The sequence below is a fragment of the Streptomyces yokosukanensis genome (assembly GCF_001514035.1).
Classification (GTDB): domain Bacteria; phylum Actinomycetota; class Actinomycetes; order Streptomycetales; family Streptomycetaceae; genus Streptomyces; species Streptomyces yokosukanensis.
The window spans coordinates 276,287-301,685 of record NZ_KQ948212.1; the positions used below are offsets into that span (position 1 = coordinate 276,287).

Below are 25,399 nucleotides of genomic sequence, written 5' to 3' on the forward strand. Positions count from 1 at the left end.
CCGCGCCAACGCGCCTGCCCGGGGCCACCCTTGTGAAGGGTCTCCCTTGACTTCCACCTCTGCTGTGTTCTCCGCACTGACTCCCTACGGCTGGGACGAGGACTGGGCCGACGCGTTCGCCCTCCACGCCGCCGACGGGCTGCTGCCCGGCCGGGTGATCCGGGTCGACCGCGGCCAGTGCGACGTCGTCACCGCGGACGGAATCGTCCGCGCCGACACCGAGTTCGTCGTGCCCCGTGACCCGATGAAGGTCGTGTGCACGGGGGACTGGGTCGCCGTCGACCCCGACGGCGACCCGCGCTACGTCCGCGCGTATCTGCCGCGCCGCACCGCCTTCGTGCGCTCCACCTCCTCCAAGCGGTCCGACGGGCAGATCCTCGCCGCCAACGTCGACCACGCCGTCGTCGCCGTCTCGCTCGCCCTCGACATCGACCTCGGCCGCATCGAACGCTTCCTCGCCCTGGCCTGGGAGTCCGGCGCCCAGCCCGTCGTCGTCCTCACCAAGGCCGACCTCGTGCCGGACCCGGTCACCCTCGCCCATCTGGTGCAGGACGTCGAGACGAGCGCGCCCGGCGTGCCCGTGCTCACCGTCAGCGCCCTGCACGGCGAGGGCCTCGACGTCCTCGTCGCACTCGTCGGCTCCGGTACGTCCGTGCTCCTCGGCCAGTCCGGCGCGGGCAAGTCCACGCTGGCCAACGCCCTTGTCGGCGCGGACGTCATGGACGTCCAGGCCGCGCGGGACGTCGACGGCAAGGGCCGGCACACCACGACCACACGCAATCTGCTGACCCTGCCGTCGGGCGGGGTGCTCATCGACACACCCGGACTGCGGGGCGTGGGCCTGTACGACGCCGAGGGCGGCGTCGGCCAGGTCTTCTCCGAGATCGAGGAACTGGCCGAACAGTGCCGCTTCCACGACTGCGCCCACGAGAGCGAGCCGGGCTGCGCGGTGCGCTCCGCCGTCGAGAACGGAGAGCTGCCGCAGCGACGGCTGGAGAGCTACCGCAAGCTGGTGCGGGAGAACCAGTGGATCGTCGCCAAGACCGACGCGCGGGTCCGTGCCGAGCTGCGGCGGGACTGGAGGAGGAAGGGCGCCGAGGGGAGGGCCGCGATGGAGCTGAAGCGAGGGCGTCTTCAGTAGGCCTCCAGCAGGTCCTCGAAGCCCGGGTCAGTTGCGTGTCCGATTTCCGCTGGCCCGGCCTCGTCCGGCGTCCCACACTGGAACACGTGATGGACGAGGACACCAGGTACGAGGCGGTGCGCAGCAGGGACGGGCGGTTCGACGGGGAGTTCTTCTTCGCCGTCGAGACCACCGGGATCTACTGCCGGCCCAGCTGCCCGGCGGTGACGCCGAAACGGCACAACGTGCGGTTCTTCCCGACGGCCGCCGCCGCGCAGGGCTCGGGGTTCCGAGCCTGCCGGCGGTGCCGGCCCGACGCCGTGCCCGGCTCGGCGGAGTGGAACGTACGGGCGGACGCCGTCGGGCGGGCCGTGCGGCTGATCGCCGACGGCGTCGTGGACCGCGAGGGCGTCGCCGGGCTCGCCGCGCGGCTCGGCTACAGCGCCCGGCAGGTCCAGCGACAGCTCACCGCGGAACTCGGCGCCGGGCCCGTGGCCCTCGCCCGTGCCCAGCGTGCGCACACCGCGCGGGTGCTGCTGCAGACCACCGACCTTCCGGTCACCGAGATCGCGTTCGCGTCCGGGTTCGCCAGCGTGCGCCAGTTCAACGACACGGTCCGGGAGGTCTACGCCTCGACGCCCACCGAGGTGCGGGCCGCCGCTCCCGGCGGCCGGGGCGCCGCTCGGGGGCGCGGCGGCCATCGGGCCGCCCCGGGCGCCGGGATACCGCTGCGGCTCGCCTACCGCGGCCCCTACCAGGCCGCCGCCGTCTTCGACCAGCTCGCCGAGGAGGCGGTGAGCGGCGTCGAGGAGGTCTCCGGCACGCCCGGCGGCCGCACCTACCGGCGCACGCTGCGGCTGCCTTACGGCACCGGAATCGTCGCCGCCCGGGAGCGGACCCGGCCCGTGCGGACCAGCACCGGCACCCGCCCCGGCGGCTGGCTGGACGCGCGGCTGCATCTCACCGACCCCCGGGACCTCACCACGGCCGTCCAGCGGCTGCGGCGCCTGTTCGACCTCGACGCGGACCCGTACGCCGTGGACGAGCGGCTCGGCGCCGACCCCCGACTCGCGCCGCTGGTCGCCGCCCGGCCCGGACTGCGCTCGCCCGGCGCCGTGGATCCGCTGGAGCCCGCCGTCCGCGCGCTGGTGGGACGGGACGGCGCGGAGGAACTGGTGCGCCGGTGCGGCAAGGTGCTCGACGCGCCCTGCGGCACCCTCACCCATCTCTTTCCCGAGCCCGCCGCCCTCGCCGCGGCCGAGCCGGACGGCCCGCTGGGCGCGCTGGCCGCGGCCCTCGCCGACGGCACCGTACGGCTGGACCCGGGCGCCGACCGGGACGAGGCACAGCGGGCCCTGCTCGCCCTGCCCGGAATGGACCCGGCCACCGTCGCCGTACTGCGCGTGCGCACCCTCGGCGACCCGGACGTCGCCCCGCCCGGCGCGGACCTGCCCGACGGCTGGCGGCCCTGGCGCTCCTACGCCGTCCAGCATCTGCGCGTCGCAGGGGAGTTGACGCGGACGGGTCGATGACCGGGTAGGCGGGCGCAGCCGCGGTTGTCCGCTCTCCGCCGGTGCGGCCATCCGCTCTCCGCCGGTCCGGCCGCCCGCCCGTCGCCCGTCCGCCCCGCCCCTCGGGTCCTCGCCCCGGGCCGCTCTCCCCTCTCGGTTGGGCCGAGCGGGTGGACCCCAGCCGAAGGTGCGGTGGCGCGGCCCGACCGTGTGGCACGGTCTGCTCCGACGAGCGACGGGGAAGGGCGGGTGCGGAGATGGCCGAGGTCAGACGGGTCCTCGCGGTGCTGTTGCTGGCGATGCTGCCGGGCACGACCACACCGGCGGTCGCGGCGCCGGCGCCGGTGCCGGTGCCGTGGACCGGCAGCTGGGAGACCGCGCCGTCGGGAACCGCCGCCGCGCTGCCCGGCGCCGCCGTCCGCAACGTCGTCCACCTCAGCGTCGGCGGCACGGCCGTGCGCATCCGGCTCAGCAACCGCTTCGGCACCGCGCCGCTGCGGCTCGGCGCGGTCACCGTCGCGCTGCGCCGGGCGGCCGGCCCGGACGCCGTACCCGGCACCGTGCGCACCGCCACCTTCCAGGGCGCCCCGACCGCCACCGTCCCGCCCGGCCAGGACGCGGTCACCGACCCGCTGCCGCTGTCGGTCCCGGCCGCCGCCGACCTCCTCGTCACCGTCTACACGCCTGGCAACGACGGCCCCGCGACCGTCCACCAGACCGCCCTGCAGACCAACTACATCGCCCCGGCCGGCGCGGGCCGGGCCGCCGACGAGGTCGGCGCCGCCTACACCACCACTGCCAACCGCTGGTACTACGTCACCGGCGTCGACGTCCTCGGCGACACCGCGGGCAGCATCGTCGCGTTCGGCGACTCCCTCACCGACGGGAACGGTTCCACCCCCGACGCCAACCACCGCTGGCCCGACCGGCTCGCCGACCGGCTGCGCGCCGCCCGGCTCGGCGTCCTCAACGCGGGAATCTCCGGAAACCGCCTGCTGCACGACGGCACGGGACCCAACGCCCTCGCCCGTCTGGACGCCGACGCCCTGGACCGGGCCGGGGTACGGGTCCTGGTCGTCCTGGAGGGCATCAACGACATCAAGGGCACACCGACGGCCGACGACACCACCGCCTACGCCGACGCCTACCGCGCGCTCGTCGCCCGCGCCCACGCCCGGGGTGTCCGGGTCGTCGGCGTCACCCTCACCCCGTACCGCGGCTTCTCCGCCTACACCGCCGCCCGGGAGGCGGTACGGCAGCGGGTGAACGCGTTCATCCGCACGGGCGGCGCCTTCGACGCGGTGGCCGACGCCGACACCGCCCTGCGCGACCCGGCCGACCCCACCCGCCTGCTGCCCCGGTACGACCCCGGTGACCATCTGCACTTCAACGACACGGGTATGGCGAAGATCGCGGACACGGTGCGCGGGGCACTCGCGGTGGCGGGTTGACGGCCGGCCGGGGCCCGGTGGCGGCTCAACCCCACAGCACCGCTCCCAGCCAGGCCCCGGCGATCAGCAGACAGGCGAACAGTTCCGCCAGCACGCCGGAGCCGCCCGAGCGCATCGCGGTGCGCAGCGCGGCCATCGCCTCGCCACGGCGGCCGAGGCGCAGCCGCTCGTGCAGATAGATCCCGGCCATGAACCCCGGCAGCGCGCCCAGCACCGGCAGCAGCACGAAGCCGAGGAGCGCCCCCGCACCCGCGTACACCGCCATCCCCGGGGTGGCTCCGCTCTGCCGCAGCCGGCGCGGCGGCAGCGCCGTGCGCACCGCCAGCGACAGCAGCAGGACCGCGGTGGCGCCCACCAGCACCGCCCAGGCCAGCGGCCGTGGATCCGTCAGCGCCCACCACAGCACCCCGGACCACACCAGCCACGACCCCGGCACCCCGGGCACCAGCACCCCGCACAGGCCGAGCACGATCACCACGCCGACCAGCAGGAGTTCCCACACTCCCATCTGCCCAGAGTGCCGGAGAAGCCCTGAAACGGCAGTCCCGTGACGGAACAGGCCGGCGTACGCCCGGACACGGGCGGGCGGCTACGAGCGGGTGACCCAGCCCCGCTCGTACGCGTGCCAGCCCAGCTGGAGCCGGGTCGTCACCCCGGCCAGCTCCATCAGTCGCCGCACCCGGCGCTGCACGGTCCGCAGGCCCAGATCCAGCTGTTTGGCGACGCTCACGTCGGTCAGGCCGGCCAGCAGCAGCGACAGCACCTCCAGATCGGTGGCGTCCGGGCCGTCCGGCCGCTCCTCGGCCACCCCCGCCGCGCCCAGCCGCAGCGGCAGCGCCTCCCGCCACACCGACTCGAACAGCCCGGCCAGCAGCTCCAGCAGCCCGCTGGCATGCACCACCAGCGCCGCCGGCTCCGCCGTCCTCGACGTCAGCGGCACCATCGCGAGCGAACGGTCGGCGATCACCAGCTTCGTCGGCACCCGGTCCACCACCCGCACCTGCTCGTCCCGGCCGAGCGCCGCGGCCAGCTCGGTCAGCCCGTGCGGCAGGTCCAGCACCGTACGCTCCACCACCACCCGGTAGCGCACCCCGCGTCCGGTGGCCTGCTCCTCCGCCTCGTTCTCCACGCCGGACACGACCACCGGACTGCCGGTCACCAGTGCGCACACCTCCTCGGCGGCCCCCAGCTGCAGCTGCAGAAAGCGCTGGGCGACCGCCGAGGAACCGGTCACCACCTCCACCAGGTCGTGCACGGCCGGCTCGGCCGCGGCCGCCCGGTACTCCTCCGCGAGCAGTGCCGCCGCCAGCTCCGCCTTCTCCAGCTCGTGCCGCTGCTGGGTGAGCAGCGCGCCCAGCGCCACCCCGGGCGGCGCCGCCACCCAGCGGCCCGGCCGGGCCGGGGACTGGGCGGCGAGCCCGTGCCCCTCCAGCCGGCGCAGCGCCCGCTCGGCGTCCGGCTCGGACAGCGTCAGGCGCCGCGCCAGATCGGACACGTCGGCCGCGCCCACGGACACCAGCGCCCGGTACGCCGCCTCATGCGTCTCGTCCAGCCCTATCGCTGCCAGCATCGGCCTACGTCCCTCCCTGCGACGGACCTGGGACCAGGCCCGAGAACAAGCCACCGACAAACCGCCACGACGGGCGCGGCCTGGCGGGAACCGGCCACGGCGCAAACCCGCCGCGGAACATCATCGCCGTAGCGGAGGTGAATCTGCCAAGGTGGCAGCAGCTCGGGACGTGCGAGGTGTTCTCGATTCACAGCCGCGTCCCAGGAAACCAAGCCACAATCCGGCCATCCGATCGATGCCCCATCGAGGGCCGGTCGCCCGGACCGTGGCCCGGGCCCGGACGTGTGCGAACCACGCGAAGGGGATCCGGGGCCGGGTCACGTCGCACGTCGCCGGGCGGTCCTCCCGTGGGGGGTGGGGCCGCCCGGCGGCCATCTGCCGCCTTTCGTACGGCAGTTCACCCCTTCACTCGACACGCCGTTCGAGGCGACCGCGCACGCCGGATTTTCCCGATGCCCCGTTTTCATGCGGCCGGTGCGGTGGACAATTAGGGGCATGAGCCAGCAGGGGGGAAGGCCCGCCCGTCCCGAGGACGACTGGTGGGGACAGCTGTACGACGACTCCACCGAGGACGCGGGACCCGCGGTCGCGCCCGACACCCTGGACGACCGCTTCGCCTCCGCGAAGCACACGGTGACGCCCAGGCCGACCCCGCCACCCCCGCCCGAGCCGCCACCGGACGCCTGGGAGGACGCCTGGGACGCGGCCTGGGCGAAAGACCCCGACGCGGACACGGGCGCGGAGAGGGGCGCAACCGCCGAGGCGGACGCAATCGCCGAGGCGGGCAAGGGTGCCGTCGGAGGCGTCGGCGCGGCGGGACACGGGGACGGTGACCCGCGCAGAGCGGTGTCCGACCGACCCGTGGTACCGCCGCAGCGCATCACCGACACTCCACCGTCCCCACCTCCACCCCCGCCCCCACCGCCTCTGGCACCGGCCCCGCCCCCACCCATCGCCGCGACCGACGCCCCGCCCGGCGCCCGGATCCCCTGGGAGCCCTCGGCCCTGCCCGAGCCGTCGGCTCCGCCGCCCTCCGCCATCGACTACGTCGGCTCCGGGCCGCCCACCTACGACCCCGAGCCGACCGCGCTGCCCGGGGCCGATCCCGACGAGCTGGGGGAGTTGGTCGCGGACACCGTGCTGGACGGTGCGCGGTACGGGGCGTGTACGTTGCGGGCGGTCTCGCTGCGCGGGGACTCGGCGCGGTACCGGGGCGAGCCGCGCCGCGACTCGCTGCTCACGGCCCGGTTCGGGACGGGGCGCCAGGCGCTGCTGCTCGTCGCGATGGCGACCGGGGTGCGCGGCACGCCGGGTGCGCATCTCGCGGCGGCCGAGGCGTGCCGCTGGATCGGACGGGCTGTCGGCCGCAGCCACCACCGGCTGGTCGAGGACATCCGGGCGGCCCGGCGCGGTGAGCTGAAGTCCGGGCTGCACCGGCTGACCGACCGCAGCCTCGGCAACCTGCGGGCGAGCGCGGTCGAGCAGGGCGTCGGCCCGCAGGAGTACACGGCGAGCCTGCGCTGTCTGCTGCTGCCCGCCGACCCCGACTGCCGTACCCGCGTGTTCTTCGGCGTCGGTGACGGCGGGCTGTTCCGGTTGCGGGACGGGGCGTGGCAGGACATCGAGCCGCTCGCCGTGTCCGACGAGGCCGCCGGCCCGCCCGTCGTCGGCTCCGGCTCCCCGCCGGGGACGGTGCGCGCCGAGACCCCCGAGGGCGACCGGTTCACCATGGACCTCGGCATCCCGACCCCGCCGAGCCCGTACGAGCCGGCGCCGCAGCCGCCTCCCACGCCGTTCCGGTTCCGCGCCTCGGTAGCCCGCCCGGGTGATGCGCTGGTGATGTGCACCGGTGGCCTGGCCGACCCGCTGCGCGGCGAGGCCGCCCTCTGCGCCTACCTGGCCCGCCGCTGGTCCGGCCCCACCCCGCCCGGCCTCGCCGCGTTCCTCGCCGACGCCCAGGTACGGGTGAAGGGCTACGCCGACGACCGTACGGCGGCCGCCGTGTGGGAGGCGTAACCGCTGCCCCTGTGGATTGATGGAACCGAGAACCACGGAGGCGATCGGGACCACCGAAGGGGCAGACGAGAGAACATGGCCAGACAGAACGTTGCCGAGCAGTTCGTCGACATCCTCGTCCGCGCCGGCGTGCGCCGCCTCTACGGCGTGGTCGGTGACAGTCTCAACCCGGTGGTGGACGCCGTCCGCCGCAACTCCGCCATCGACTGGATCCACGTACGCCACGAGGAGAGCGCCGCCTTCGCGGCCGGCGCCGAGGCGCAGATCACCGGGAAGCTGGCCGCCTGCGCCGGCTCCTGCGGCCCGGGCAACCTGCACCTGATCAACGGCCTGTACGACGCGCACCGTTCCATGGCCCCGGTGCTCGCGCTCGCCTCGCACATCCCGTCCAGCGAGATCGGCCTCGGCTACTTCCAGGAGACCCATCCCGACCGGCTGTTCGCGGAGTGCAGCCACTACAGCGAACTGATCTCCAACCCGCGGCAGATGCCCCGGCTGCTGCAGAGCGCGATCCAGCACGCGGTCGGGCAGAGCGGGGTCAGCGTGGTCGCGCTGCCGGGCGACATCGCCGCCGAACCGGCTCCGGAGAAGTCCGCGCAGAGCGCCCTCGTCACCTCCCGGCCCACCGTCCGGCCCGGCGACGCCGAGATCGACGCGCTCGTGGAGATGATCGACGCGGCGGGGAAGGTGACCCTGTTCTGCGGCAGCGGCACGGCGGGCGCGCACGCCGAGGTCATGCGGTTCGCCGGGCGGGTCAAGTCCCCGGTCGGGCACGCGCTGCGCGGCAAGGAGTGGATCCAGTACGACAACCCGTACGACGTCGGCATGAGCGGACTGCTCGGCTACGGCGCCGCCTACGAGGCCACCCACGGCTGCGACCTGCTGATCCTCCTCGGCACCGACTTCCCGTACAACGCCTTCCTGCCCGACGACGTCAAGATCGCCCAGATCGACGTACGGCCCGAGGTGCTCGGCCGTCGCTCGCGGCTCGACCTCGCCGTGTGGGGCGATGTGCGCGAGACGCTGCGCTGTCTGATCCCGCGGGTCAGGGAGAAGACCGACCGGCGGTTCCTCGACCGGATGCTGAAGAAGCACGCCGACGCGCTGGAGGGCGTGGTCAAGGCCTACACCCGCAAGGTCGACAAGCACGTCCCGATCCACCCCGAGTACGTGGCCGCGGTCCTCGACGAAGTCGCCGACGACGACGCCGTGTTCACCGTCGACACCGGCATGTGCAATGTGTGGGCCGCCCGATACGTCTCGCCCAACGGGCGCCGCCGGATCATCGGTTCGTTCTCGCACGGCTCGATGGCGAACGCGCTGCCCATGGCGATCGGCGCCCAGTTCACCGACCGGCGCCGGCAGGTGGTGTCGATGTCCGGCGACGGCGGCTTCGCCATGCTGATGGGCGACTTCCTGACGCTCGTGCAGTACGACCTCCCCGTCAAGGTCGTCCTGTTCAACAACTCCTCCCTCGGCATGGTCGAGCTGGAGATGCTGGTCGCCGGACTGCCCTCGTACGGCACCACCAACGTGAACCCCGACTTCGCCGCCGTGGCCCGCGCGTGCGGTGCCCATGGGGTGCGGGTGGAGAAGCCCAAGCAGCTCGCCGGTGCGCTGAAGGACGCCTTCAGACACAAGGGCCCGGCCCTGGTGGACATCGTCACCGACCCCAACGCACTGTCCATCCCGCCGAAGATCAGCGCCGAGATGGTCACCGGATTCGCCCTCTCCGCCTCGAAGATCGTGCTCGACGGCGGCGTGGGACGCATGCTCCAGCTGGCCCGCTCCAATCTGCGCAACGTGCCGCGGCCCTGAGGGCGCAGCGTCCGCGGGCTCAGAGCCCGAGGAGCGCGTACTGGCCCGTGAAGGGATGGGTTTCGGCCACTTTCACGGCGCGTGACGGTGTGCCGACGGCCGGTGCCGGGCGCATCTGCCTTGCCGTTCCAAGGCGTCCGTGGCGCCCAGGGCCTTGCGGGGGACGGGTGATCCCGGTGCGGCGCGGCCCGACGGGCGGCCCGGACGCCGTACGGCCGTGGCCGAACCGCCGGTCATCGGGCATGGGTCATGACTGCCTGTGTGCGTCCTGGGCAAGCATCCCCCGTGAACGTGTTCGACCAGGAGGGGCAGGGTCCAGCGGCGTGCGGGCGGGGGTCATGAAGAGTCAGGCACGAGGGGGCGGTCCCGCGGTCGTCGGAGGCTCCTCGGCGACGGCGGGGGAGACGACGGGGGAAGAGGCCGGCACCATCACGGAAGACGCGCACCGGCTCCGGCGCAGACTGGGGCGGGCGGATCTCAGGGCGGTGCCCGAGGCCCGCCGGGAGTTGCGCGAACTGCTGCGGCACTGGGGCAAACCCGGCCGCTCGGAGATCGCCGAACTGCTCACCAGCGAACTGGTCACCAACGCGCTCGTCCACACCGACGACGACGCGGTCCTCACGGCCGTCGTGGAGCCGGGCGGGCTGCGCGTGGAGGTACGGGACTTTCTGGCCCGCAGACCGGAGCTGAGGGGCCCGGACATGGACGAGGACACCCATGGGCGGGGCCTGGTGCTCGTGCAGTCCCTCGCGGACGCCTGGGGCGTCCGGCCGCACGGGGTGGGCAAGTCGGTGTGGTTCGAACTGGGCGCCGAGGCCGCTTGACGGCAGGGTCGGCGAACGGCACGCGACGGGCCGGGGGCGTGACCCGTGCGGTCACGCCCCCGGCCCGTCGTGCGCCAGGGTCTTCAGCCACGCCCCCGGCCGGAACCGGCCGGTCGCAGCCTTCTAGCCGAACTGCTGCTCCAGGTCCTTCAGCTTGCGCTCCAGGGAGTCCAGACGCGGCAGGGCCTGGGTGTCGTCCTCTGCGGTGAGGTCGACCGTCACCTGCTCAGCGGATCCGCCGCGGACCGGCTGCAGGGAGGGACGCGCGCGTACGGGCAGTTGCTCCGCGCCGGATATGGCAGGCTCCGCGGTCACCTCGGCGGGGCCACGCTCCACGGCCTGCACCTCGACCTGTCGGGCGCCGCGCCCGACGAAGCCGCGGTGGCCCCGGCTGATCGCCTTCAGCTGGGCCCGCTCCAGGCGCTGCTGGTCGCGCCGGCGCTGCCGTGTCTCCTCCTTGTCCCGCTTGTCCTCGCGGACCTCCTCGACCGCCTCGTCCAGGCTGCGCACGCCTTCCAGCAGCATCAGCGACCAGGCGCGGTAGGTCTCGCGGGGGGCGCGCAGCCAGCGCACGATCCGGATCTGCGGCAGCGGGCGCGGCACCAGGCCCTGCTCGCGCAGCGCGGCCCGGCGGGTCTGCTTCAGGGCCCGGTCGAAGAGGACGGCCGCGGAGAGCGACATACCGGAGAAGAACTGCGGGGCGCCCGCGTGGCCGGCCCCCCGGGGCGCGTGCACCCAGTTGAACCAGGCAGCCGCCGCGGCGAACAGCCACACGAGGATCCGGGAGCCGAGCGCGGCGTCACCGTGGCTGGCCTCGCGCACCGCGAGGACGGAGCAGAACATCGCCGCGCCGTCCAGGCCGAACGGCACCAGGTACTGCCAGCCGTCGGTCAGCCCCAGGTTCTGTTCGCCGAAGCCGACGAGGCCGTGGAAGGACAGGGCGGCGGCGACCGCCGCACAGCAGAACAGGAGCACGTAGGAGGCCGTGCCGTAGATGGCCTCTTTGCGTCTGCGACGCTCCTCGCTGCGCTCCCACGAGTCGTCCGCGCTCGCGTTCTCCCCGGAGGAGCGCTTGCCGCGCGCGAGCACCGCCACCGCCGCCAGTATGCCCAGGAGCAGTACGGCGCCCGGAAGCAACCAGTTCAGCGATATGTCGGTCAGTCTCATCAGGGGTCCCTTGCATTGGGATAGGGCGTAACGCCCGCCATAGTGGCCCACTCCCGAGGGCCCTCAGGGGGTTTCGGGGCAAGAGGCCGCCAAGGAAGTGCAAGGGGATGCCCAGGACGGCGTTCTGCTCGAACTGCCGCTTGAGGGGCGGGAGTTGAGTTCGAATAAGACTACCCGTACGGGTGGTTCCCCGGGAACTTCCTGAGGCGGGTGAGGTGGGTGTGACGTGCTGTTCCGGGGGCCGTCCGTGCACGGGCGGTCGTAGCCGACGATGATCTTAGTGGACCCCGGGCCGTGCTCCGACCCTGAGGCCCCGTCAAGCAGCCGCCCTCGGTGGGAGTTTGGTGGGCCGGGGCGCCCGGTCGCGGTCGGGCCCGGGTGAGCCTCGGCGGGATGGCCGTATGCGGTGCCGGGGGTGAGGCCGCGGCATCGGTGGCGGGGCGGGCGCCCTCGATCGCGGACCGTCGCAATAAGGCAAGCCTTGCCTTGCTTGTCCTTCTTTGAATTTGAACTGTCGCCTCGGGCGCCTATGGTGCTTGACGAACAAGTGACAACTCGTCGTTAATGACCCAAGTGCCGACAAGCCGCCAGCGCCAGGAGGACCCGTGAAGCAGAGCGTGCAGGGCTCCGCCGAGGCGGGGACGCCGGAGTGCCGCGGGGGCGGCGGCAGCCGGGTGCCCGCGCAGGCGCGCGTGGCGGACGTCCTCGACGTCTTCCGGGAGCGGGGCGGCGCCGTGCCCGCCGCGCGGGGCGAGCACACGCACGGTGAGCGGCCGATTCCCGGGCCGCGGCCGGTGGTGCAGCGCTCCTCGGTGCGCGGGCAGATCCTGGACGCGCTGCGTACGGCGCTGGTGACCGGGGAGCTGCAGCCGGGCGAGGTCTACTCGGCGCCGGCGCTCGGCGAACGGTTCGGCGTCTCGGCCACACCCGTGCGGGAGGCCATGCAGCAGCTCGCCCTGGAGGGCGCCGTAGAGGTCGTGCCCAACCGGGGCTTCCGGGTCGTCGAGCGGGGCGCGCGCGAGCTGGCCGAGCTGGCGGAGGTGCGCGCGCTCATCGAGGTGCCGGTGATGCTGCGGCTCGCCCGGACGGTGCCGGGCGAGCGGTGGGCCGAGCTGCGTCCGCTGGCGGAGGACACGGTGCGCGCGGCGGCCGACGGCTGCCCGGCGACGTACGCGGAGTCCGACCGCGCCTTCCACCGCGCGCTGCTCGGCCTGGCGGGCAACGAGCAGCTGGTCGGCATCGCCGCCGACCTCCACCGCCGCTCCCAGTGGCCCCCGGTCCGGCACGGCCGGGCGTACCTCGTCGCGGACGCGGCGGAGCACATGGCCCTGCTGGACGCGCTGATCGCGGGCGACGTGGACGTGGTCCGCGGCCTGGTGTCCGAACACTTCGTCGGAGCTCACTGAGGCCCTGCCCGCCGCCTGCGGAGAGCGGGGCCGATCCTTGGCGATCAACCCCCGACGCAAGTCGTCCAGGGCCTGCCGGGGCGCCCCCCGGCCGGTGCACCCGTTGTTCGGCCGTCGCCGCCCCTTTCGGGGCGGCTGGGGGCGGCTGGTGCGGAGTGGTGTGCGTGGTGGCGGCTGCGGGGGCCGGTGGTGGGCCGCCGGCGGCGTCTGCGGAGAGTGGGTCGGGTTCTCGGTGGTCGGCCTGCGGTGGAAGTTCAGCAGAGGCTGACCGGGGCTCGTGGGCGCGTCCGCTGCTATGCCGTCGCCGCCCCCGGGGTCGGGGGAGTCAGTTGTCGTGCCAGCCATGTCGGGACACCTCCGAGCAGCCGGAACAACCGTCGGGCCTCCTCGCGCAGGCGGGACGCCTCCGGCTCGGACTCCGCGTCGGCCAGTGAGACGAGCGCGGGCGCCGTGCCCACCAGATAGCCCAACTCCTCGCGGATCCGCAGGGATTCGGCGAAGCCGTGCCGCGCCTCCGCCAGTTCCCCGTCCCGCAGCGCGAGCCCGGCGAGGTGGCGCCATGTGAACGACAGCAGCAGCGGATCGGCGTGCGCGGCGGCGCCCGCGTGGGCCCGGCGGTAGGCCGCCCGTGCCGCCTGCGGGGAGCGGGTCAGGTTCTCGGCGATCAGCCCCCGGCGGAAGTCCAGCAGGGCCCGCCCCGGCGCCCCCGGAGGGATCAGCGCCGCCGCCCGGCCCAGCGCGGCCCGCGCCTCGTCCACCCGGTCCCGCACCCCGTGCAGCGTGGCCGTGTAGGCGAGCTGGCCCCGCTCACACGCGGCGGCCCCGCGCTCCTCGTCGCCGTGCGCGAGCGCCTCAGCCGTCCGCAGGGCGTCCTCCGCGTCCTCCCAGCCCCGCTCGGTGTACAGACACCGTTCGACCAGCAGCACGGCCCGCTGCAGGGCCGTGGCGGGGCTGTCCGGCGGCAGCAGGGCCGCCGCGTCGGCCCAGCAGGCCCGCGAGCGCAGCCGCCATACCGCGGTCTGGAGCGGATCGTCACCGGGGGTCGTTCCGTTACCAGACATGGCGGTATGCGCCACGTTGCCCTCCCCGAGCACGCCATCGAGCTGTTGAGTGGTGGCGGCATTCCAGCACCGATCGACCGGCCGGGCCAAGAGGGTGGGTGAAAGATTTCACAAAGTCGTGGGGCGCGGGCGCGACCGGGTTTGGCCACTGCGCGCCCCCGCTGACCTCAGCTCATGCGCAGGGCCAGGAAGAAGTCCAGCTTGTCCTCCAGGCGGGAGAGGTCCCGTCCCGTCAACTGCTCGATCCGGCCCACTCGGTAGCGCAACGTGTTGACGTGCAGGTGGAGCCGGGTGGCGCAGCGGGTCCAGGAGCCGTCGCAGTCGAGGAACGCCTCCAGGGTCGGGATCAGCTCGGCCCGGTGCCGGCGGTCGTAGTCCGTCAGCGGGTCCAGCAGACGCGCCGTGAACGCGCGGCGGACGTCGTCGGGGACGAAGGGGAGCAGGAGGACGTGGCTGGCCAGTTCCTGGTGTCCGGCCGCGCAGACCCGGCCGGGGCGGGCCGCGGCGACCCGGCGGGCGTGCCGGGCCTCCTCCAGGGCGCCGCGCAGGCCCTCGGCCGAGTGCACGGCCGCGCTGACGCCGAGGGTGAGCCGCCCGTCGTCGTTCAGGCCCGCCGACAGCGTCTCCCGCACCGACTGCAGCAGGGATTCGGCCAGCAGCCCCGTCTCCGAGCCGTCGTGCTCGGCGGAGACCGCCGGGAGCGGCACCAGGGCGATCGCCTCGTCCCCGGTGTGCGCGACCGCGATCCGGTCGGACGGCTCCGGACCGGTCGCCGACGGGTCGACCAGCACCTCCTCCAGGAGCGACTGGGCGACCGGGCCGCCCTCGACCTCGCTGCCCTCCCACTCCACCCGGGCCACCACGACCTGCCAGTGCGGGGCCGCGCCGAGGCCGGGCAGCAGCACCGGGGCGGCCACCCGCAGCCGGGCCGCGATCTCGGCCGGCGGGGCACCCGTCTGGACCAGCTCCAGCACCTCCTGGGCGAGACGGCGCCGTACCGTGCGCGCCGCGTCCCGGCGGTCCCGCTCGACCGCGATCAGCTGGGTGACGCCCTGCAGCAGGTCCAGGCGCTCCTCGGGCCAGTCACCGGCGTCCGCCTCGACGGCCAGCAGCCAGTCCGACAGCACCGACTCGCGCACATCGCGGGCGGCCTGCGGGGAGCGGCCGGAGGAGCGGATCGGGAACAGCGAGTACGTCGTGCCGTTGCGCAGCACCCGGTGCGGGCCGCGCCGGCCGGTGCGGGTGGCCGCCAGGTGTTCGGCGGCGAGCTTCGCACAGGCCTCCGAGGGCAGCTCCGGGCCGGTGACCTCGGAGCCGGCGATCAGCCGGCCGGTGGGCGAGAGCACCCAGGCGCGCAGGTCCAGATCGGTGCCGAGCAGGTCCAGGACCACGTCCGGGCCACCGCCCGCCGGGCCCGAGGTCATCATCCGCCGGTGCCGGTCCACGACGGCCGCCAGATCGCCGGCGCGCTCGCTGGAGACCTGGCGCACCACGTGCTCGGTGATCGTCGCGAACGCCACGGACTCGTGCACCGCGAACAGGGGCAGCCGGTGCTTGGCGCAGGCGAGCACCAGGTCGTCCGGCACATCGCCCAGCTCCGCCTCACCGGCCGCGAGCCCCGCCACCCCCGCCTGCACGAGGATGCGCACGAACGGCTCGGAGTCGTCGGCGTCCCGGCGCCAGGCCAGGCCCGTGAGTACCAGTTCGCCCCCGGAGAGGTAGCGGCTCGGGTCGCGCAGGTCGGTCGTCATGACCCCGCGCACCGACCGTTCCAGCTCCTCTTCGCCGCCGAGCAGCCGCAGGCCCAGCACATCGGTGTCCAGAAGTGCGCGCAGCCGCATCTCGTCGCCGCCGTTCTTTGTCTCGAAACCTACGATGGATCATGGAGGGTGACGGGATGGGCCCGGCACGGGGCCGCACAGGGCACTCTCCTGGGTCTCCGCGCTGTTTCCTGCGTTTCCCCAGGAAATCGGAGAGGTTACCGATGACCTCCGTTCATACGAATCTACAAGATGCCCGCCGTGGCCAGCCAACTCCTTCATGGTTTCAGTGACTGACCGCATTGGAGTACTGGGCGGTGTACTGAGTCCGCTCCGCGTTAACAGGACATGAACGAGCCGGGCCCGCCGCACACGGATTGGCTCAATATGTACGACCCACGAGACGAAGAAGAGAGCCGGTCATGGACTTCCTTCGCCCCGCCAGCTGGGAGGAGGCGCTCGCCGCGAAGGCCGAGCACCCCACCGCTGTGCCGATTGCGGGTGGCACCGATGTGATGGTCGAGATCAACTTCGACCACCGCCGGCCCGAGTACCTGCTGGACCTCAACCGCATCGGTGACCTCACCGAGTGGGAGATCGGCGAGGAGAGCGTACGGCTGGGCGCCTCCGTCCCGTACACGAAGATCATGGAGAATCTCCGTGCCGAGCTGCCGGGCCTCGCGCTCGCCTCGCACACGGTCGCCTCCCCGCAGATCCGCAATCGCGGCGGCGTCGGCGGCAACCTCGGCACGGCCTCGCCCGCCGGTGACGCCCACCCCGCCCTCCTCGCCGCCGGCGGCGAGGTCGAGGTGGAGTCCGCGGCCCGCGGCACCCGGCTCATCCCGATCGACGAGTTCTACAAGGGCGTGAAGCGCAACGCGCTGGAGCCCGACGAGCTGATCCGCGCCGTCCACGTCAAGAAGGCGGACGGCCCGCAGCAGTACTCCAAGGTCGGCACCCGCAACGCCATGGTCATCGCCGTGTGCGCCTTCGGTCTCGCGCTGCACCCCGAGAGCCGCACGGTGCGCACCGGCATCGGCTCGGCAGCCCCGACCCCGGTCCGGGCCAAGGCCGCCGAGGAGTTCCTCAACGCAGCGCTCGAAGAGGGCGGCTTCTGGGACAACGGCAAGATCATCACCCCGTCGGTCGCCAAGCAGTTCGCGGACCTGTGCTCCGCCTCCTGCAACCCGATCGACGACGTCCGGGGCACCGCGAGCTACCGCCGCCACGCGGTCGGCGTCATGGCTCGCCGGACGCTCACCTGGACCTGGGAGTCGTACCGCGGCACCCGCCGCACCACCGAGGGAGCTGCGTAATGCGCGTCAACTTCACCGTCAACGGACGTCCGCAGGAGGCCGACGACGTCTGGGAGGGCGAGTCCCTGCTGTACGTCCTGCGCGAGCGCCTCGGCCTGCCCGGTTCGAAGAACGCCTGCGAGCAGGGCGAGTGCGGCTCCTGCACGGTGCGCCTGGACGGCGTGCCGGTCTGTTCCTGCCTGGTCGCGGCCGGGCAGGTCGAGGGCCGCGACGTCGTGACCGTCGAGGGCCTCGCCGACTTCGCCAAGCAGCGTTCCGAGGGCGGTTGCGCGACCGGCGCCTGCGGCACGACCCTGCAGGACGCCCAGCAGTGGCAGGCCAAGGGCACCGACTCGCAGACCGGCGAGGGCACCGAACTCTCCCCGGTCCAGCAGGCGTTCATCGACGCGGGCGCCGTCCAGTGCGGCTTCTGCACCCCGGGCCTGCTCGTCGCCTCCGACGAACTCCTCGAGCGCAACCCGAACCCGTCCGACGCGGACATCCGTGAGGCGCTGTCGGGCAACCTGTGTCGCTGCACGGGCTACGAGAAGATCATGGACGCGGTCCGCCTCGCGGCCGCCCGCCAGTCCGAGGGAGTCTGACATGCCGACCAACGGCGCTCCTACGAAGATCACGCAGGGCTCCCAGACCAAGGGAGGCATCGGCGAGTCCACGCTCCGCCCGGACGGCACCCTCAAGGTCACCGGCGAGTTCGCGTACTCGTCCGACATGTGGCACGAGGACATGCTGTGGGGCCAGATCCTGCGCTCCACCGTCGCCCACGCCGAGATCGTCTCGATCGACATCTCCGAGGCGCTCGCCATGGCGGGTGTGTACGCCGTCCTGACGTACGACGACCTGCCCACCGACGTGAAGAACTACGGCCTGGAGATCCAGGACACCCCGGTCCTCGCGCACGGCAAGGTACGCCACCACGGCGAGCCGGTCGCGCTCGTCGCCGCCGACCACCCGGAGACGGCCCGCCGCGCCGCCGCCAAGATCAAGGTCGACTACAAGGAACTGCCCGTCATCACCGACGAGGCCTCCGCGACCGCGCCGGACGCGATCCTCGTCCACGAGGGCCGCGACGACCACCACAGCGGGCACGTCCCGCACCCGAACATCGTGCACCGCCAGCCGATCGTCCGCGGCAACGTGGCGCAGGCCCGCGAGCGGGCCGACGTGATCGTCGAGGGCGAGTACACCTTCGGCATGCAGGACCAGGCCTTCCTCGGCCCCGAGTCCGGCCTCGCCGTGCCCGAGGAGGACGGCGGCGTCCACCTCTACGTCGCCACCCAGTGGCTGCACTCGGACCTCAAGCAGATCGCCCCGGTCCTCGGCCTGCCCGAGGAGAAGGTGCGGATGACGCTGGCCGGCGTCGGCGGCGCGTTCGGCGGCCGCGAGGACCTGTCGATGCAGGTCCACGCCTGTCTGCTGGCGCTGCGCACCGGCAAGCCCGTCAAGATCGTCTACAACCGGTTCGAGTCCTTCTTCGGACACGTCCACCGGCACCCGGCGAAGCTCTACTACGAGCACGGCGCCACCAAGGACGGCAAGCTCACGCACATGAAGTGCAAGATCGTCCTGGACGGCGGCGCCTACGCCTCCGCCTCCCCGGCGGTCGTCGGCAACGCCTCCTCGCTCTCGGTCGGCCCGTACGTCATCGACGACGTCGACATCGAGGCCATCGCCCTCTACACCAACAACCCGCCCTGCGGCGCCATGCGCGGCTTCGGCGCGGTCCAGGCGTGCTTCGCCTACGAGGCGCAGATGGACAAGCTGGCGGCGAAGCTCGGCATGGACCCGGTGAAGTTCCGTCAGCTCAACGCGATGGAGCAGGGGACCATCATGCCGACCGGGCAGCCGGTCGACTCCCCGGCCCCCGTGGCCGAACTGCTGCGCCGCATCAAGGCGATGCCGCTGCCGCCCGAGCGCCAGTGGGAGTCCAGCGAGGGCGCCGACGTACGGCAGCTGCCCGGCGGTCTGTCCAACACCACGCACGGCGAAGGCGTCGTACGCGGCGTCGGTTACGCGGTCGGCATCAAGAACGTCGGCTTCTCCGAGGGCTTCGACGACTACTCCACCGCCAAGGTGCGCATGGAGGTCATCGGCGGCGAGCCGGTCGCGACCGTGCACACCGCGATGGCGGAGGTCGGCCAGGGCGGTGTCACCGTCCACGCGCAGATCGCCCGCACCGAACTCGGCGTCACCCAGGTCACCATCCACCCGGCCGACACCCAGGTGGGCTCGGCGGGTTCGACCTCGGCCTCCCGGCAGACGTACGTCACCGGCGGCGCCGTGAAGCACACCTGCGAACTCGTCCGCGAGAAGGTCCTGGAGATCGGCCGCCGCAGGTTCGGCTCCTACCACCCGGCCTGGGCGACCGCCGAACTCCTGCTGGAGGGCGGCAAGGTCGTCACCGACGGCGGCGAGGTCCTCGGCGACCTGATCGACGTCCTGGAGGGCGAGACCGTCGAGATCGAGGCGGAGTGGCGGCACCGGCCGACCGAGGCCTTCGACCTGCACACCGGACAGGGCAACGGCCACGTCCAGTACTCCTTCGCCGCGCACCGCGCGGTCGTCGAGGTCGACACCGAACTCGGCCTGGTCAAGGTCATCGAGCTGGCCTGCGCCCAGGACGTCGGCAAGGCGCTCAACCCGCTCTCCGTCATCGGCCAGATCCAGGGCGGTACGACCCAGGGCCTGGGCGTGGCGGTGATGGAGGAGATCATCGTCGACCCGAAGACCGCCAAGGTCAGGAACCCCTCCTTCACGGACTACCTGATCCCCACGATCCTCGACACGCCGACCATCCCGGTCGACGTGCTCGAACTCGCCGACGACCATGCCCCGTACGGGCTGCGCGGCATCGGCGAGGCCCCGACCCTGTCGTCCACCCCGGCCGTCCTCGCGGCGATCCGGAACGCGACCGGGCTGGAGCTCAACCGCACTCCGGTACGGCCCGAGCACCTCACGGGAACCGTGTAACACCGAAAAGCTCTCCGGGCGGCGCAGGGAACGTCACACACTCCGCCGCGCCGCCCGGAGGAACCCTCTTTGAGTTCCGCACCGCTCGCGGTCCTTGAAGTACCAGGAAATTCGTTCGTCTCGGGCCGTCCCCCGGGTCGTCCATTCCCCAAATCCCGTGACCGTCAGGGCGGTTGTACGGGTGCCCCTTTGAACCTTGGGAGATGGCACCATGACCCAGCAGTCAGTGGAGCCCAGGACCGCATCCGACGACGCGGGCGATGGCAGCCGCGTCCCGGCAGGGCGTTCCTGGCTCGACCGGTACTTTCACATATCCAGAAGAGGGTCCACGGTCTCGCGAGAGGTCCGCGGCGGCATCACCACCTTCATGGCGATGGCCTACATCCTCCTGCTCAACCCCTTGATCCTGTCCGGAAAGGACGCGGCAGGGGACACGATGGGCCAGAAGGCCCTGATCACCGCGACGGCGTTCGCGGCGGCCTTCACCACGCTGCTGATGGGCTTCGTCGGCAAGGTGCCGCTGGCCCTCGCCGCCGGCCTCTCCGTGTCGGGCGTCCTGTCCTCGCAGGTCGCCCCCAACATGACCTGGCCGCAGGCCATGGGCATGTGTGTGATGTACGGCGTCGTCATCATGCTCCTGGTCGTCACCGGCCTACGTGAGATGATCATGAACGCGATCCCGCTGGCGCTCAAGCACGGGATCACGATGGGCATCGGACTGTTCATCGCCCTCATCGGCTTCTACAAGTCCGGCTTCGTCCACAAGGGCGCGACCACCCCGGTCAGCCTGGGCCCGGCGGGCCAGCTCACCGGCTGGCCGGTACTGCTCTTCGCCGGCACCCTGCTGCTGATCTTCATGCTCCAGGCCCGGAACGTTCCCGGCGCCATCCTCATCGGCATCGTCACCGGCACGGTCGTCGCCGCCGTCCTCAACGGCCTCGGCGTCATCGACCCCAAGCAGTGGGCCAACGGAGCGCCCGAACTGCACGGCAGCGCGGTCTCGATGCCCGACTTCTCGCTCTTCGGGCACGTGGAGTTCGGCGGTTGGGGCCGGGTCGGGGCGATGACGATCGCCATGATCGTCTTCACCCTCGTCCTCGCCGGGTTCTTCGACGCGATGGCCACCATCATCGGCGTCGGCACCGAGGCCAACCTGGCCGACGACAAGGGCCGTATGCCGGGCCTGTCCAAGGCGCTGTTCATCGACGGCGCCGGCGGTGCGATCGGCGGTGTGGCGGGCGGCTCCGGCCAGACGGTCTTCATCGAGTCGGCGACGGGCGTCGGCGAGGGCGCCCGTACCGGTCTCGCCTCGGTCGTCACCGGCCTGTTCTTCGCGGCCTGCCTGTTCTTCACCCCGGTCACCGCGATCGTCCCGCAGGAGGTCGCCTCCGCCGCCCTGGTCGTCATCGGCGCCATGATGCTGATGAACGCCCGGCACGTGGACTGGGCCGACCGCGCGACCTGCATCCCGGTCTTCCTGACCGTCGTCCTGATGCCGTTCACGTACACCATCACCTCCGGTGTCGCGGCGGGCGTCATCTCCTACACGGCGATCAAGGTGGCCCAGGGCAAGTTCCGTGAGATCGGCGCCTTCATGTGGGGCCTCACGGCCATCTTCCTCGTCTACTTCGCCCTTCATCCCATCGAGGCCTGGCTCGGCGTGCACTAGTCAGGCCGCTCGCCCGCAACCCGTTAGGAGATCGACAGATGCTGGACATCGCCGAGGAGCTGAACCGGTGGGTCGAGCAGGGCCGTGAGTTCGCCGTGGCCACCGTGGTGGCCGTCGGCGGCAGCGCCCCGCGCCAACCCGGCGCCGCCCTCGCGGTGGACGCCGACGGCACGGCCATCGGCTCGGTCTCCGGCGGGTGCGTGGAGGGCGCGGTGTACGAGCTGTGCCGGCAGGCGCTGGAGGACGGCGAGACCGTCTGCGAGCGCTTCGGCTACAGCGACGAGGATGCCTTCGCCGTCGGCCTGACCTGTGGCGGCATCATCGACATCCTCGTCACACCGGTCCGGGCGGACGGTCCCGCCCGGCCGGTGCTCGCGGCCGCGCTGGCCGCCGCCGCCCGTGGGGAGGCGGCGGCGGTCGCGCGGATCGTGGAGGGACCGGCAGAGCTGCGGGGCCGGGCCCTCCTCGTCCGCCCCGACGGTTCCTACGACGGCGGCTACGGCGCCCATCCCGAACTGGACCGCACCGTCGCCGCCGAGGCCGGAGCCTTCCTGGACGCGGGCCGTACCGGAACTCTGGAGATCGGTGAGCAGGGCTCGCGCTGCGGCGCCCCGCTCACGGTCCTGGTCGAGTCCTCCGTCCCGGCGCCCCGGATGATCGTCTTCGGCGCCATCGACTTCGCCTCCGCGCTGGTCCGCGTCGGCAAACTCCTCGGCTACCACGTCACGGTGTGCGACGCCCGCCCGGTGTTCGCCACCCGCACCCGCTTCCCCGAGGCCGACGAGATCGTCGTCGAGTGGCCCCACCGGTACCTGGAGCGCACCGAGGTCGACGGCCGTACCGTCCTGTGCGTCCTCACCCACGACGCCAAGTTCGACGTACCGCTGCTGCAGCTGGCTCTGCGGCTGCCGGTCGCCTACGTCGGCGCGATGGGTTCGCGCCGCACCCACCTCGACCGCAACGAACGGCTGCGCGGCGTCGGCGTCACCGAGCTGGAGCTGGCCCGGCTGCGCTCGCCGATCGGCCTCGACCTCGGCGCCCGCACGCCCGAGGAGACGGCCCTGTCCATCGGCGCGGAGATCGTCGCGAACCGGCGCGGCGGCAGCGGCATCGCGCTCACCGGCGCGCACACCCCCATCCACCACGACACGTCGTCCCGGCCGGCCGCGCGGATCGGGTCGGTGGCCTGAGCGGCCGACGGGGAAGACCGTTTGCCGGGCGGTGCGGGCCCCGTGCCTGCACGACCCCATGGTGTCCTCCGACCGGCCGGCGGCCTTCGCCGCCGTGCTGCCCCAGTTCGTGGACCGCGACCAGGGGCACGTCCCGGCGCGGATGCTGCTGCTCGGCCTCGGCTTCAACGCCATCGCGCTGAGCGGACAGCGTCTGGGGCCTGGTCGCCTCCGGTGCCCGGAGCTGGTTCGCGCGCTCGCCCCTGCGCCTGTCGGCCGTCGGCGGGATCGGCGGGCTGACCATGATCGGGCTGGGCGTGACGGTGGAGGTCTCGGGGCGCGGGGACTGACCACCGAGCGCCCCGCGCCCCTCGCGGTGTCGCGGCTCACGCCTGCCTGAGCAGTCGGTTGGCCGCCCGGCCGAACATGGTCCGTGCCGTGCGCCGCAGTACGCCGTCGAAGGCGCGGGGCAGGAAGCGCACGCGCAGCTCCTCCCGCCACACCACCCGGCTGCGGCCCCCCGGCCCCGGCACCACCTCGATCTCCGCCCAGCCGAGGACCGTCCGGCCGTGCTTCTCCAGCCGGCACAGACCGGGCTCGTCGTCGACGGGCGGGCGCCAGACGGTGACCTCCATCAGGTCGTCGACGGTGAGCGGGCCGAGGCCCGAGCGGGCCACGAACCGCGTGCCCACATGGGTCGGCGCGGGAGTGAGCACCTCGATCCGGGTCAGCGGGACCGCGTCGGCATGGCGGGGCCACTCGGTGAGCCGGCGCCACGCCTCGTCGAGAGGAAGCGGGACCGTACGGGTGAAGGAGAAGGTCGGCACGACATGATCGTAGGCAATGCGCGCCGTTCCTCCGCGAGTTCGGTACGGACCCGTCCGACGGCGGGCGTCAGGGCCGGTACACCTTGCCTGGTTCCGCCTTGCCGGGCGCCAGCAGCTGAGGCACCGTCACGAAGACGTACCCGCGTTCCTTCAGCGCGTCGATGATGCCGGGCACGGCCGGCACGGTGCCGGCGTAGATGTCGTGCAGCAGGATGATCCCGTCCCGGGACGCCTGCTCCAGGACGCGCTTCTTGATCAGCGCCGAGTCGTTCGTCGTGTAGTCCTTGGCGGTCACGCTCCACAGCACCTCCGCCATGCCCATCTCCTTGGCGATCTTGTGCACATTGGAGTCGGTACGGCCCTGCGGCGGGCGCATCAGCGTGGGCTTGCGCCCGGTGAGCCGCTCGATCGCGTCGTTCGGGCGCTTGAGTTCGTCGCGTATCTGGGCGTCCGATATCTCCGTGAGGATCTTGTGGTCCCAGGTGTGGCTCGCCACCTCGTGGCCCTCGGCCGCCATCCGCTTGACCAGCTGCGGGTACTTCTCGATGTGGTTCTTGCCGAGTAGGAAGAAGGTGGCCGGCACCTTCTTCTCCTTGAGGGTGTCCAGCAGCCGGGGCGAGTTCTCGCTGGGCCCCGCGTCGAAGGTGAGCGCGATGCACTTCGCCTTGCGGCAGTCGACGGTCCCGAGCTTCGCCGGCGCCCCGTGCGCGGCCTCGGCCCGCGCACCGCTCGGGGAGGTCGTGTCCACCTGGGCGCAGCCGGAGAGCGTGAGTGCCAGGCCGAGGGCGGCCGAGGCGAGCACGCCCGGACGCAACCTCCGGGCGGTTTCGCGCATCTTCCTGGGGGACCGCGTCTTCCTGGTCGCGTGCTGCGGCGTCGGGATCTTCTCCGTCGAATGAGGCATGCGGAGACTATACACTTAGTGTATAGATCAACTGTTCGAGCACTCCCCTGGAAGGTCCGACCGGGAGCACCATGGAAGGACAGGCTCCGCGGAGGAGGTCGGGCCATGCGCTTTCGGGACCGTGCCGAAGCCGGGCGGGAACTCGCCGGACTGCTGAGCGACCTGCGTGATCAGGGCGCCCTCGTCGATCCCCTCGTCCTCGCGCTGCCACGCGGCGGCATCGCCGTCGCCGAGCCGGTCGCCCGGGCCCTCGGCGCCCCGCTCGACGTACTCGTCGTCCGCAAGATCGGCGCACCCCACCACCAGGAGTTCGCCGTCGGCGCGCTCGTCGCCGACGACCCGCCCCTCTTCGACGCCCACTCCCTGGGCCTGCTCGGCCTGACCGAGGAGGCCCTCGCCCCGGCGGTCGAACGCGAGCGGCGGGAGCTGCGCCGCCGCGAGCAGCGCTACCGCGGCGACCGCCCGGCCCCGGACCCGGCGGGCCGTACGGTCGTCGTCGTCGACGACGGTCTCGCCACCGGCGCCACCGCCCGCGCGGCCCTGCGCCATGTACGGCGGCAGCGGCCCGCGCATCTCGTCCTGGCCGTTCCCGTCGGTGCGCCGGACTCCCTGGACGCGCTGGTGGACGAGGCCGACATGATCGTGTGCCCGTACCGGCCGGTCGGATTCAGCGCGGTGGGGCAGTGGTACGAGGATTTCGAGCAGCTCACGGATGACGAGGTGCTGGCCGCGCTGGAGGGGCACGGAGGGCTGAGCCGGGCTTGACGCGGAGGTGCGCCGGTGCCGGGCGCGGGTCCGCTGCGGCTCGGCGCCCGGTTCCCCGCGCCCCCAGGGCCTGTCCGG

Annotated in this window: 20 protein-coding genes and 1 pseudogene; 14 read left to right on the forward strand and 7 right to left on the reverse strand. The window is 72.9% G+C overall.

What is annotated here, in order from left to right:
- Positions 1 to 46 precede the first annotated feature (46 nt).
- From rsgA to AQI95_RS19060, 3 genes are all read left to right on the forward strand, one after another.
- Positions 47 to 1,141 (forward strand): ribosome small subunit-dependent GTPase A, encoded by a 1,095-nt coding sequence (gene rsgA, locus AQI95_RS19050; RefSeq protein ID WP_067124526.1) that lies wholly within the window; start codon positions 47 to 49, stop codon positions 1,139 to 1,141.
- 89 nt (positions 1,142 to 1,230) lie between these two features.
- Positions 1,231 to 2,652, forward strand: coding sequence for an AlkA N-terminal domain-containing protein (locus AQI95_RS19055; RefSeq protein WP_208614222.1), 1,422 nt, complete (start codon positions 1,231 to 1,233; stop codon positions 2,650 to 2,652).
- A 236-nt stretch (positions 2,653 to 2,888) separates the two neighbouring features.
- Positions 2,889 to 4,082, forward strand: a complete 1,194-nt coding sequence (locus tag AQI95_RS19060; RefSeq protein WP_067124532.1) for an SGNH/GDSL hydrolase family protein — start codon at positions 2,889 to 2,891, stop codon at positions 4,080 to 4,082.
- A gap of 25 nt (positions 4,083 to 4,107) precedes the next feature.
- Here AQI95_RS19060 and AQI95_RS19065 read toward each other — a convergent pair whose 3' ends face one another.
- Both AQI95_RS19065 and AQI95_RS19070 read right to left on the reverse strand, forming a co-directional pair.
- The gene (locus AQI95_RS19065) at positions 4,108 to 4,590 is read right to left on the reverse strand and encodes a DUF456 domain-containing protein (RefSeq protein ID WP_067124535.1); all 483 of its coding nucleotides are present in this window, start codon (positions 4,588 to 4,590) and stop codon (positions 4,108 to 4,110) included.
- A gap of 81 nt (positions 4,591 to 4,671) precedes the next feature.
- The gene (locus AQI95_RS19070) at positions 4,672 to 5,652 is read right to left on the reverse strand and encodes a helix-turn-helix transcriptional regulator (RefSeq protein ID WP_067124538.1); all 981 of its coding nucleotides are present in this window, start codon (positions 5,650 to 5,652) and stop codon (positions 4,672 to 4,674) included.
- A 495-nt stretch (positions 5,653 to 6,147) separates the two neighbouring features.
- On the opposite strand from AQI95_RS19070, the gene AQI95_RS19075 reads away from it, so the two are divergent.
- The 3 genes from AQI95_RS19075 to AQI95_RS19085 all read left to right on the forward strand — a co-directional run bounded on the left by AQI95_RS19075 (position 6,148) and on the right by AQI95_RS19085 (position 10,310).
- A complete protein-coding gene (locus tag AQI95_RS19075) occupies positions 6,148 to 7,668 on the forward strand; it encodes a protein phosphatase 2C domain-containing protein (protein ID WP_067124541.1) in 1,521 nt (506 codons plus the stop codon).
- A gap of 75 nt (positions 7,669 to 7,743) precedes the next feature.
- A complete protein-coding gene (locus AQI95_RS19080) occupies positions 7,744 to 9,486 on the forward strand; it encodes a pyruvate dehydrogenase (RefSeq protein WP_067124544.1) in 1,743 nt (580 codons plus the stop codon).
- 338 nt (positions 9,487 to 9,824) lie between these two features.
- Positions 9,825 to 10,310 carry an ATP-binding protein gene (locus AQI95_RS19085; protein WP_067124547.1) on the forward strand — a complete coding sequence of 162 codons (486 nt, stop codon included), beginning with the start codon at positions 9,825 to 9,827 and terminating at the stop codon, positions 10,308 to 10,310.
- Positions 10,311 to 10,433: 123 nt separating this feature from the next.
- Here the strand turns inward: AQI95_RS19085 and AQI95_RS19090 are convergent, their stop codons facing one another.
- Positions 10,434 to 11,477, reverse strand: coding sequence for a DUF2637 domain-containing protein (locus tag AQI95_RS19090; protein ID WP_067124550.1), 1,044 nt, complete (start codon positions 11,475 to 11,477; stop codon positions 10,434 to 10,436).
- A 605-nt stretch (positions 11,478 to 12,082) separates the two neighbouring features.
- Here AQI95_RS19090 and AQI95_RS19095 point away from each other — a divergent pair.
- Positions 12,083 to 12,883 (forward strand): GntR family transcriptional regulator, encoded by an 801-nt coding sequence (locus AQI95_RS19095; protein ID WP_067124552.1) that lies wholly within the window; start codon positions 12,083 to 12,085, stop codon positions 12,881 to 12,883.
- Positions 12,884 to 13,176: 293 nt separating this feature from the next.
- Here AQI95_RS19095 and AQI95_RS19100 read toward each other — a convergent pair whose 3' ends face one another.
- A complete protein-coding gene (locus tag AQI95_RS19100; RefSeq protein ID WP_067125049.1) occupies positions 13,177 to 13,944 on the reverse strand; it encodes a hypothetical protein in 768 nt (255 codons plus the stop codon).
- 167 nt (positions 13,945 to 14,111) lie between these two features.
- Entirely contained in the window at positions 14,112 to 15,785 is a 1,674-nt protein-coding gene (locus AQI95_RS19105) for a PucR family transcriptional regulator (protein ID WP_067124555.1), read from the reverse strand.
- A 341-nt stretch (positions 15,786 to 16,126) separates the two neighbouring features.
- Here AQI95_RS19105 and AQI95_RS19110 point away from each other — a divergent pair, with 341 nt between their 5' ends.
- The 6 genes and pseudogenes from AQI95_RS19110 to AQI95_RS49040 form a co-directional block, all read left to right on the forward strand.
- A complete protein-coding gene (locus AQI95_RS19110) occupies positions 16,127 to 17,020 on the forward strand; it encodes an FAD binding domain-containing protein (RefSeq protein ID WP_067124558.1) in 894 nt (297 codons plus the stop codon).
- Entirely contained in the window at positions 17,020 to 17,601 is a 582-nt protein-coding gene (locus AQI95_RS19115) for a (2Fe-2S)-binding protein (protein ID WP_067124562.1), read from the forward strand. The genes AQI95_RS19110 and AQI95_RS19115 overlap by 1 nt, the downstream gene beginning before the upstream one ends.
- A gap of 1 nt (position 17,602) precedes the next feature.
- A complete protein-coding gene (locus AQI95_RS19120; RefSeq protein ID WP_067124565.1) occupies positions 17,603 to 19,987 on the forward strand; it encodes a xanthine dehydrogenase family protein molybdopterin-binding subunit in 2,385 nt (794 codons plus the stop codon).
- A gap of 211 nt (positions 19,988 to 20,198) precedes the next feature.
- The gene (locus AQI95_RS19125; protein WP_067124568.1) at positions 20,199 to 21,656 is read left to right on the forward strand and encodes an NCS2 family permease; all 1,458 of its coding nucleotides are present in this window, start codon (positions 20,199 to 20,201) and stop codon (positions 21,654 to 21,656) included.
- 38 nt (positions 21,657 to 21,694) lie between these two features.
- Entirely contained in the window at positions 21,695 to 22,846 is a 1,152-nt protein-coding gene (locus AQI95_RS19130) for an XdhC family protein (RefSeq protein ID WP_067124571.1), read from the forward strand.
- An 85-nt stretch (positions 22,847 to 22,931) separates the two neighbouring features.
- Positions 22,932 to 23,175, forward strand: a pseudogene (locus AQI95_RS49040) (LysE family translocator); the annotation flags it as partial.
- A 36-nt stretch (positions 23,176 to 23,211) separates the two neighbouring features.
- Here AQI95_RS49040 and AQI95_RS19140 read toward each other — a convergent pair.
- Together AQI95_RS19140 and AQI95_RS19145 are read right to left on the reverse strand one after the other, a co-directional pair.
- Positions 23,212 to 23,652, reverse strand: a complete 441-nt coding sequence (locus AQI95_RS19140) for an SRPBCC family protein (RefSeq protein ID WP_067124574.1) — start codon at positions 23,650 to 23,652, stop codon at positions 23,212 to 23,214.
- Positions 23,653 to 23,719: 67 nt separating this feature from the next.
- Entirely contained in the window at positions 23,720 to 24,487 is a 768-nt protein-coding gene (locus tag AQI95_RS19145; RefSeq protein WP_067124577.1) for a polysaccharide deacetylase family protein, read from the reverse strand.
- A 174-nt stretch (positions 24,488 to 24,661) separates the two neighbouring features.
- Here AQI95_RS19145 and AQI95_RS19150 point away from each other — a divergent pair, with 174 nt between their 5' ends.
- Positions 24,662 to 25,321 carry a phosphoribosyltransferase gene (locus AQI95_RS19150; RefSeq protein WP_067124580.1) on the forward strand — a complete coding sequence of 220 codons (660 nt, stop codon included), beginning with the start codon at positions 24,662 to 24,664 and terminating at the stop codon, positions 25,319 to 25,321.
- Positions 25,322 to 25,399: the final 78 nt, after the last annotated feature.

Coding starts and splice junctions, on each gene's coding strand:
- AQI95_RS19055 (WP_208614222.1), top strand. CDS start 1,231: ATGGACGAGGACACCAGGTACGAGGCGGTGCGCAGCAGGGACGGGCGG.
- AQI95_RS19060 (WP_067124532.1), top strand. CDS start 2,889: ATGGCCGAGGTCAGACGGGTCCTCGCGGTGCTGTTGCTGGCGATGCTG.
- AQI95_RS19065 (WP_067124535.1), bottom strand. CDS start 4,590: ATGGGAGTGTGGGAACTCCTGCTGGTCGGCGTGGTGATCGTGCTCGGC.
- AQI95_RS19070 (WP_067124538.1), bottom strand. CDS start 5,652: ATGCTGGCAGCGATAGGGCTGGACGAGACGCATGAGGCGGCGTACCGG.
- AQI95_RS19075 (WP_067124541.1), top strand. CDS start 6,148: ATGAGCCAGCAGGGGGGAAGGCCCGCCCGTCCCGAGGACGACTGGTGG.
- AQI95_RS19080 (WP_067124544.1), top strand. CDS start 7,744: ATGGCCAGACAGAACGTTGCCGAGCAGTTCGTCGACATCCTCGTCCGC.
- AQI95_RS19085 (WP_067124547.1), top strand. CDS start 9,825: ATGAAGAGTCAGGCACGAGGGGGCGGTCCCGCGGTCGTCGGAGGCTCC.
- AQI95_RS19090 (WP_067124550.1), bottom strand. CDS start 11,477: ATGAGACTGACCGACATATCGCTGAACTGGTTGCTTCCGGGCGCCGTA.
- AQI95_RS19100 (WP_067125049.1), bottom strand. CDS start 13,944: ATGTCTGGTAACGGAACGACCCCCGGTGACGATCCGCTCCAGACCGCG.
- AQI95_RS19105 (WP_067124555.1), bottom strand. CDS start 15,785: ATGCGGCTGCGCGCACTTCTGGACACCGATGTGCTGGGCCTGCGGCTG.
- AQI95_RS19110 (WP_067124558.1), top strand. CDS start 16,127: ATGGACTTCCTTCGCCCCGCCAGCTGGGAGGAGGCGCTCGCCGCGAAG.
- AQI95_RS19115 (WP_067124562.1), top strand. CDS start 17,020: ATGCGCGTCAACTTCACCGTCAACGGACGTCCGCAGGAGGCCGACGAC.
- AQI95_RS19120 (WP_067124565.1), top strand. CDS start 17,603: ATGCCGACCAACGGCGCTCCTACGAAGATCACGCAGGGCTCCCAGACC.
- AQI95_RS19125 (WP_067124568.1), top strand. CDS start 20,199: ATGACCCAGCAGTCAGTGGAGCCCAGGACCGCATCCGACGACGCGGGC.
- AQI95_RS19130 (WP_067124571.1), top strand. CDS start 21,695: ATGCTGGACATCGCCGAGGAGCTGAACCGGTGGGTCGAGCAGGGCCGT.
- AQI95_RS19145 (WP_067124577.1), bottom strand. CDS start 24,487: ATGCGCGAAACCGCCCGGAGGTTGCGTCCGGGCGTGCTCGCCTCGGCC.
- AQI95_RS19150 (WP_067124580.1), top strand. CDS start 24,662: ATGCGCTTTCGGGACCGTGCCGAAGCCGGGCGGGAACTCGCCGGACTG.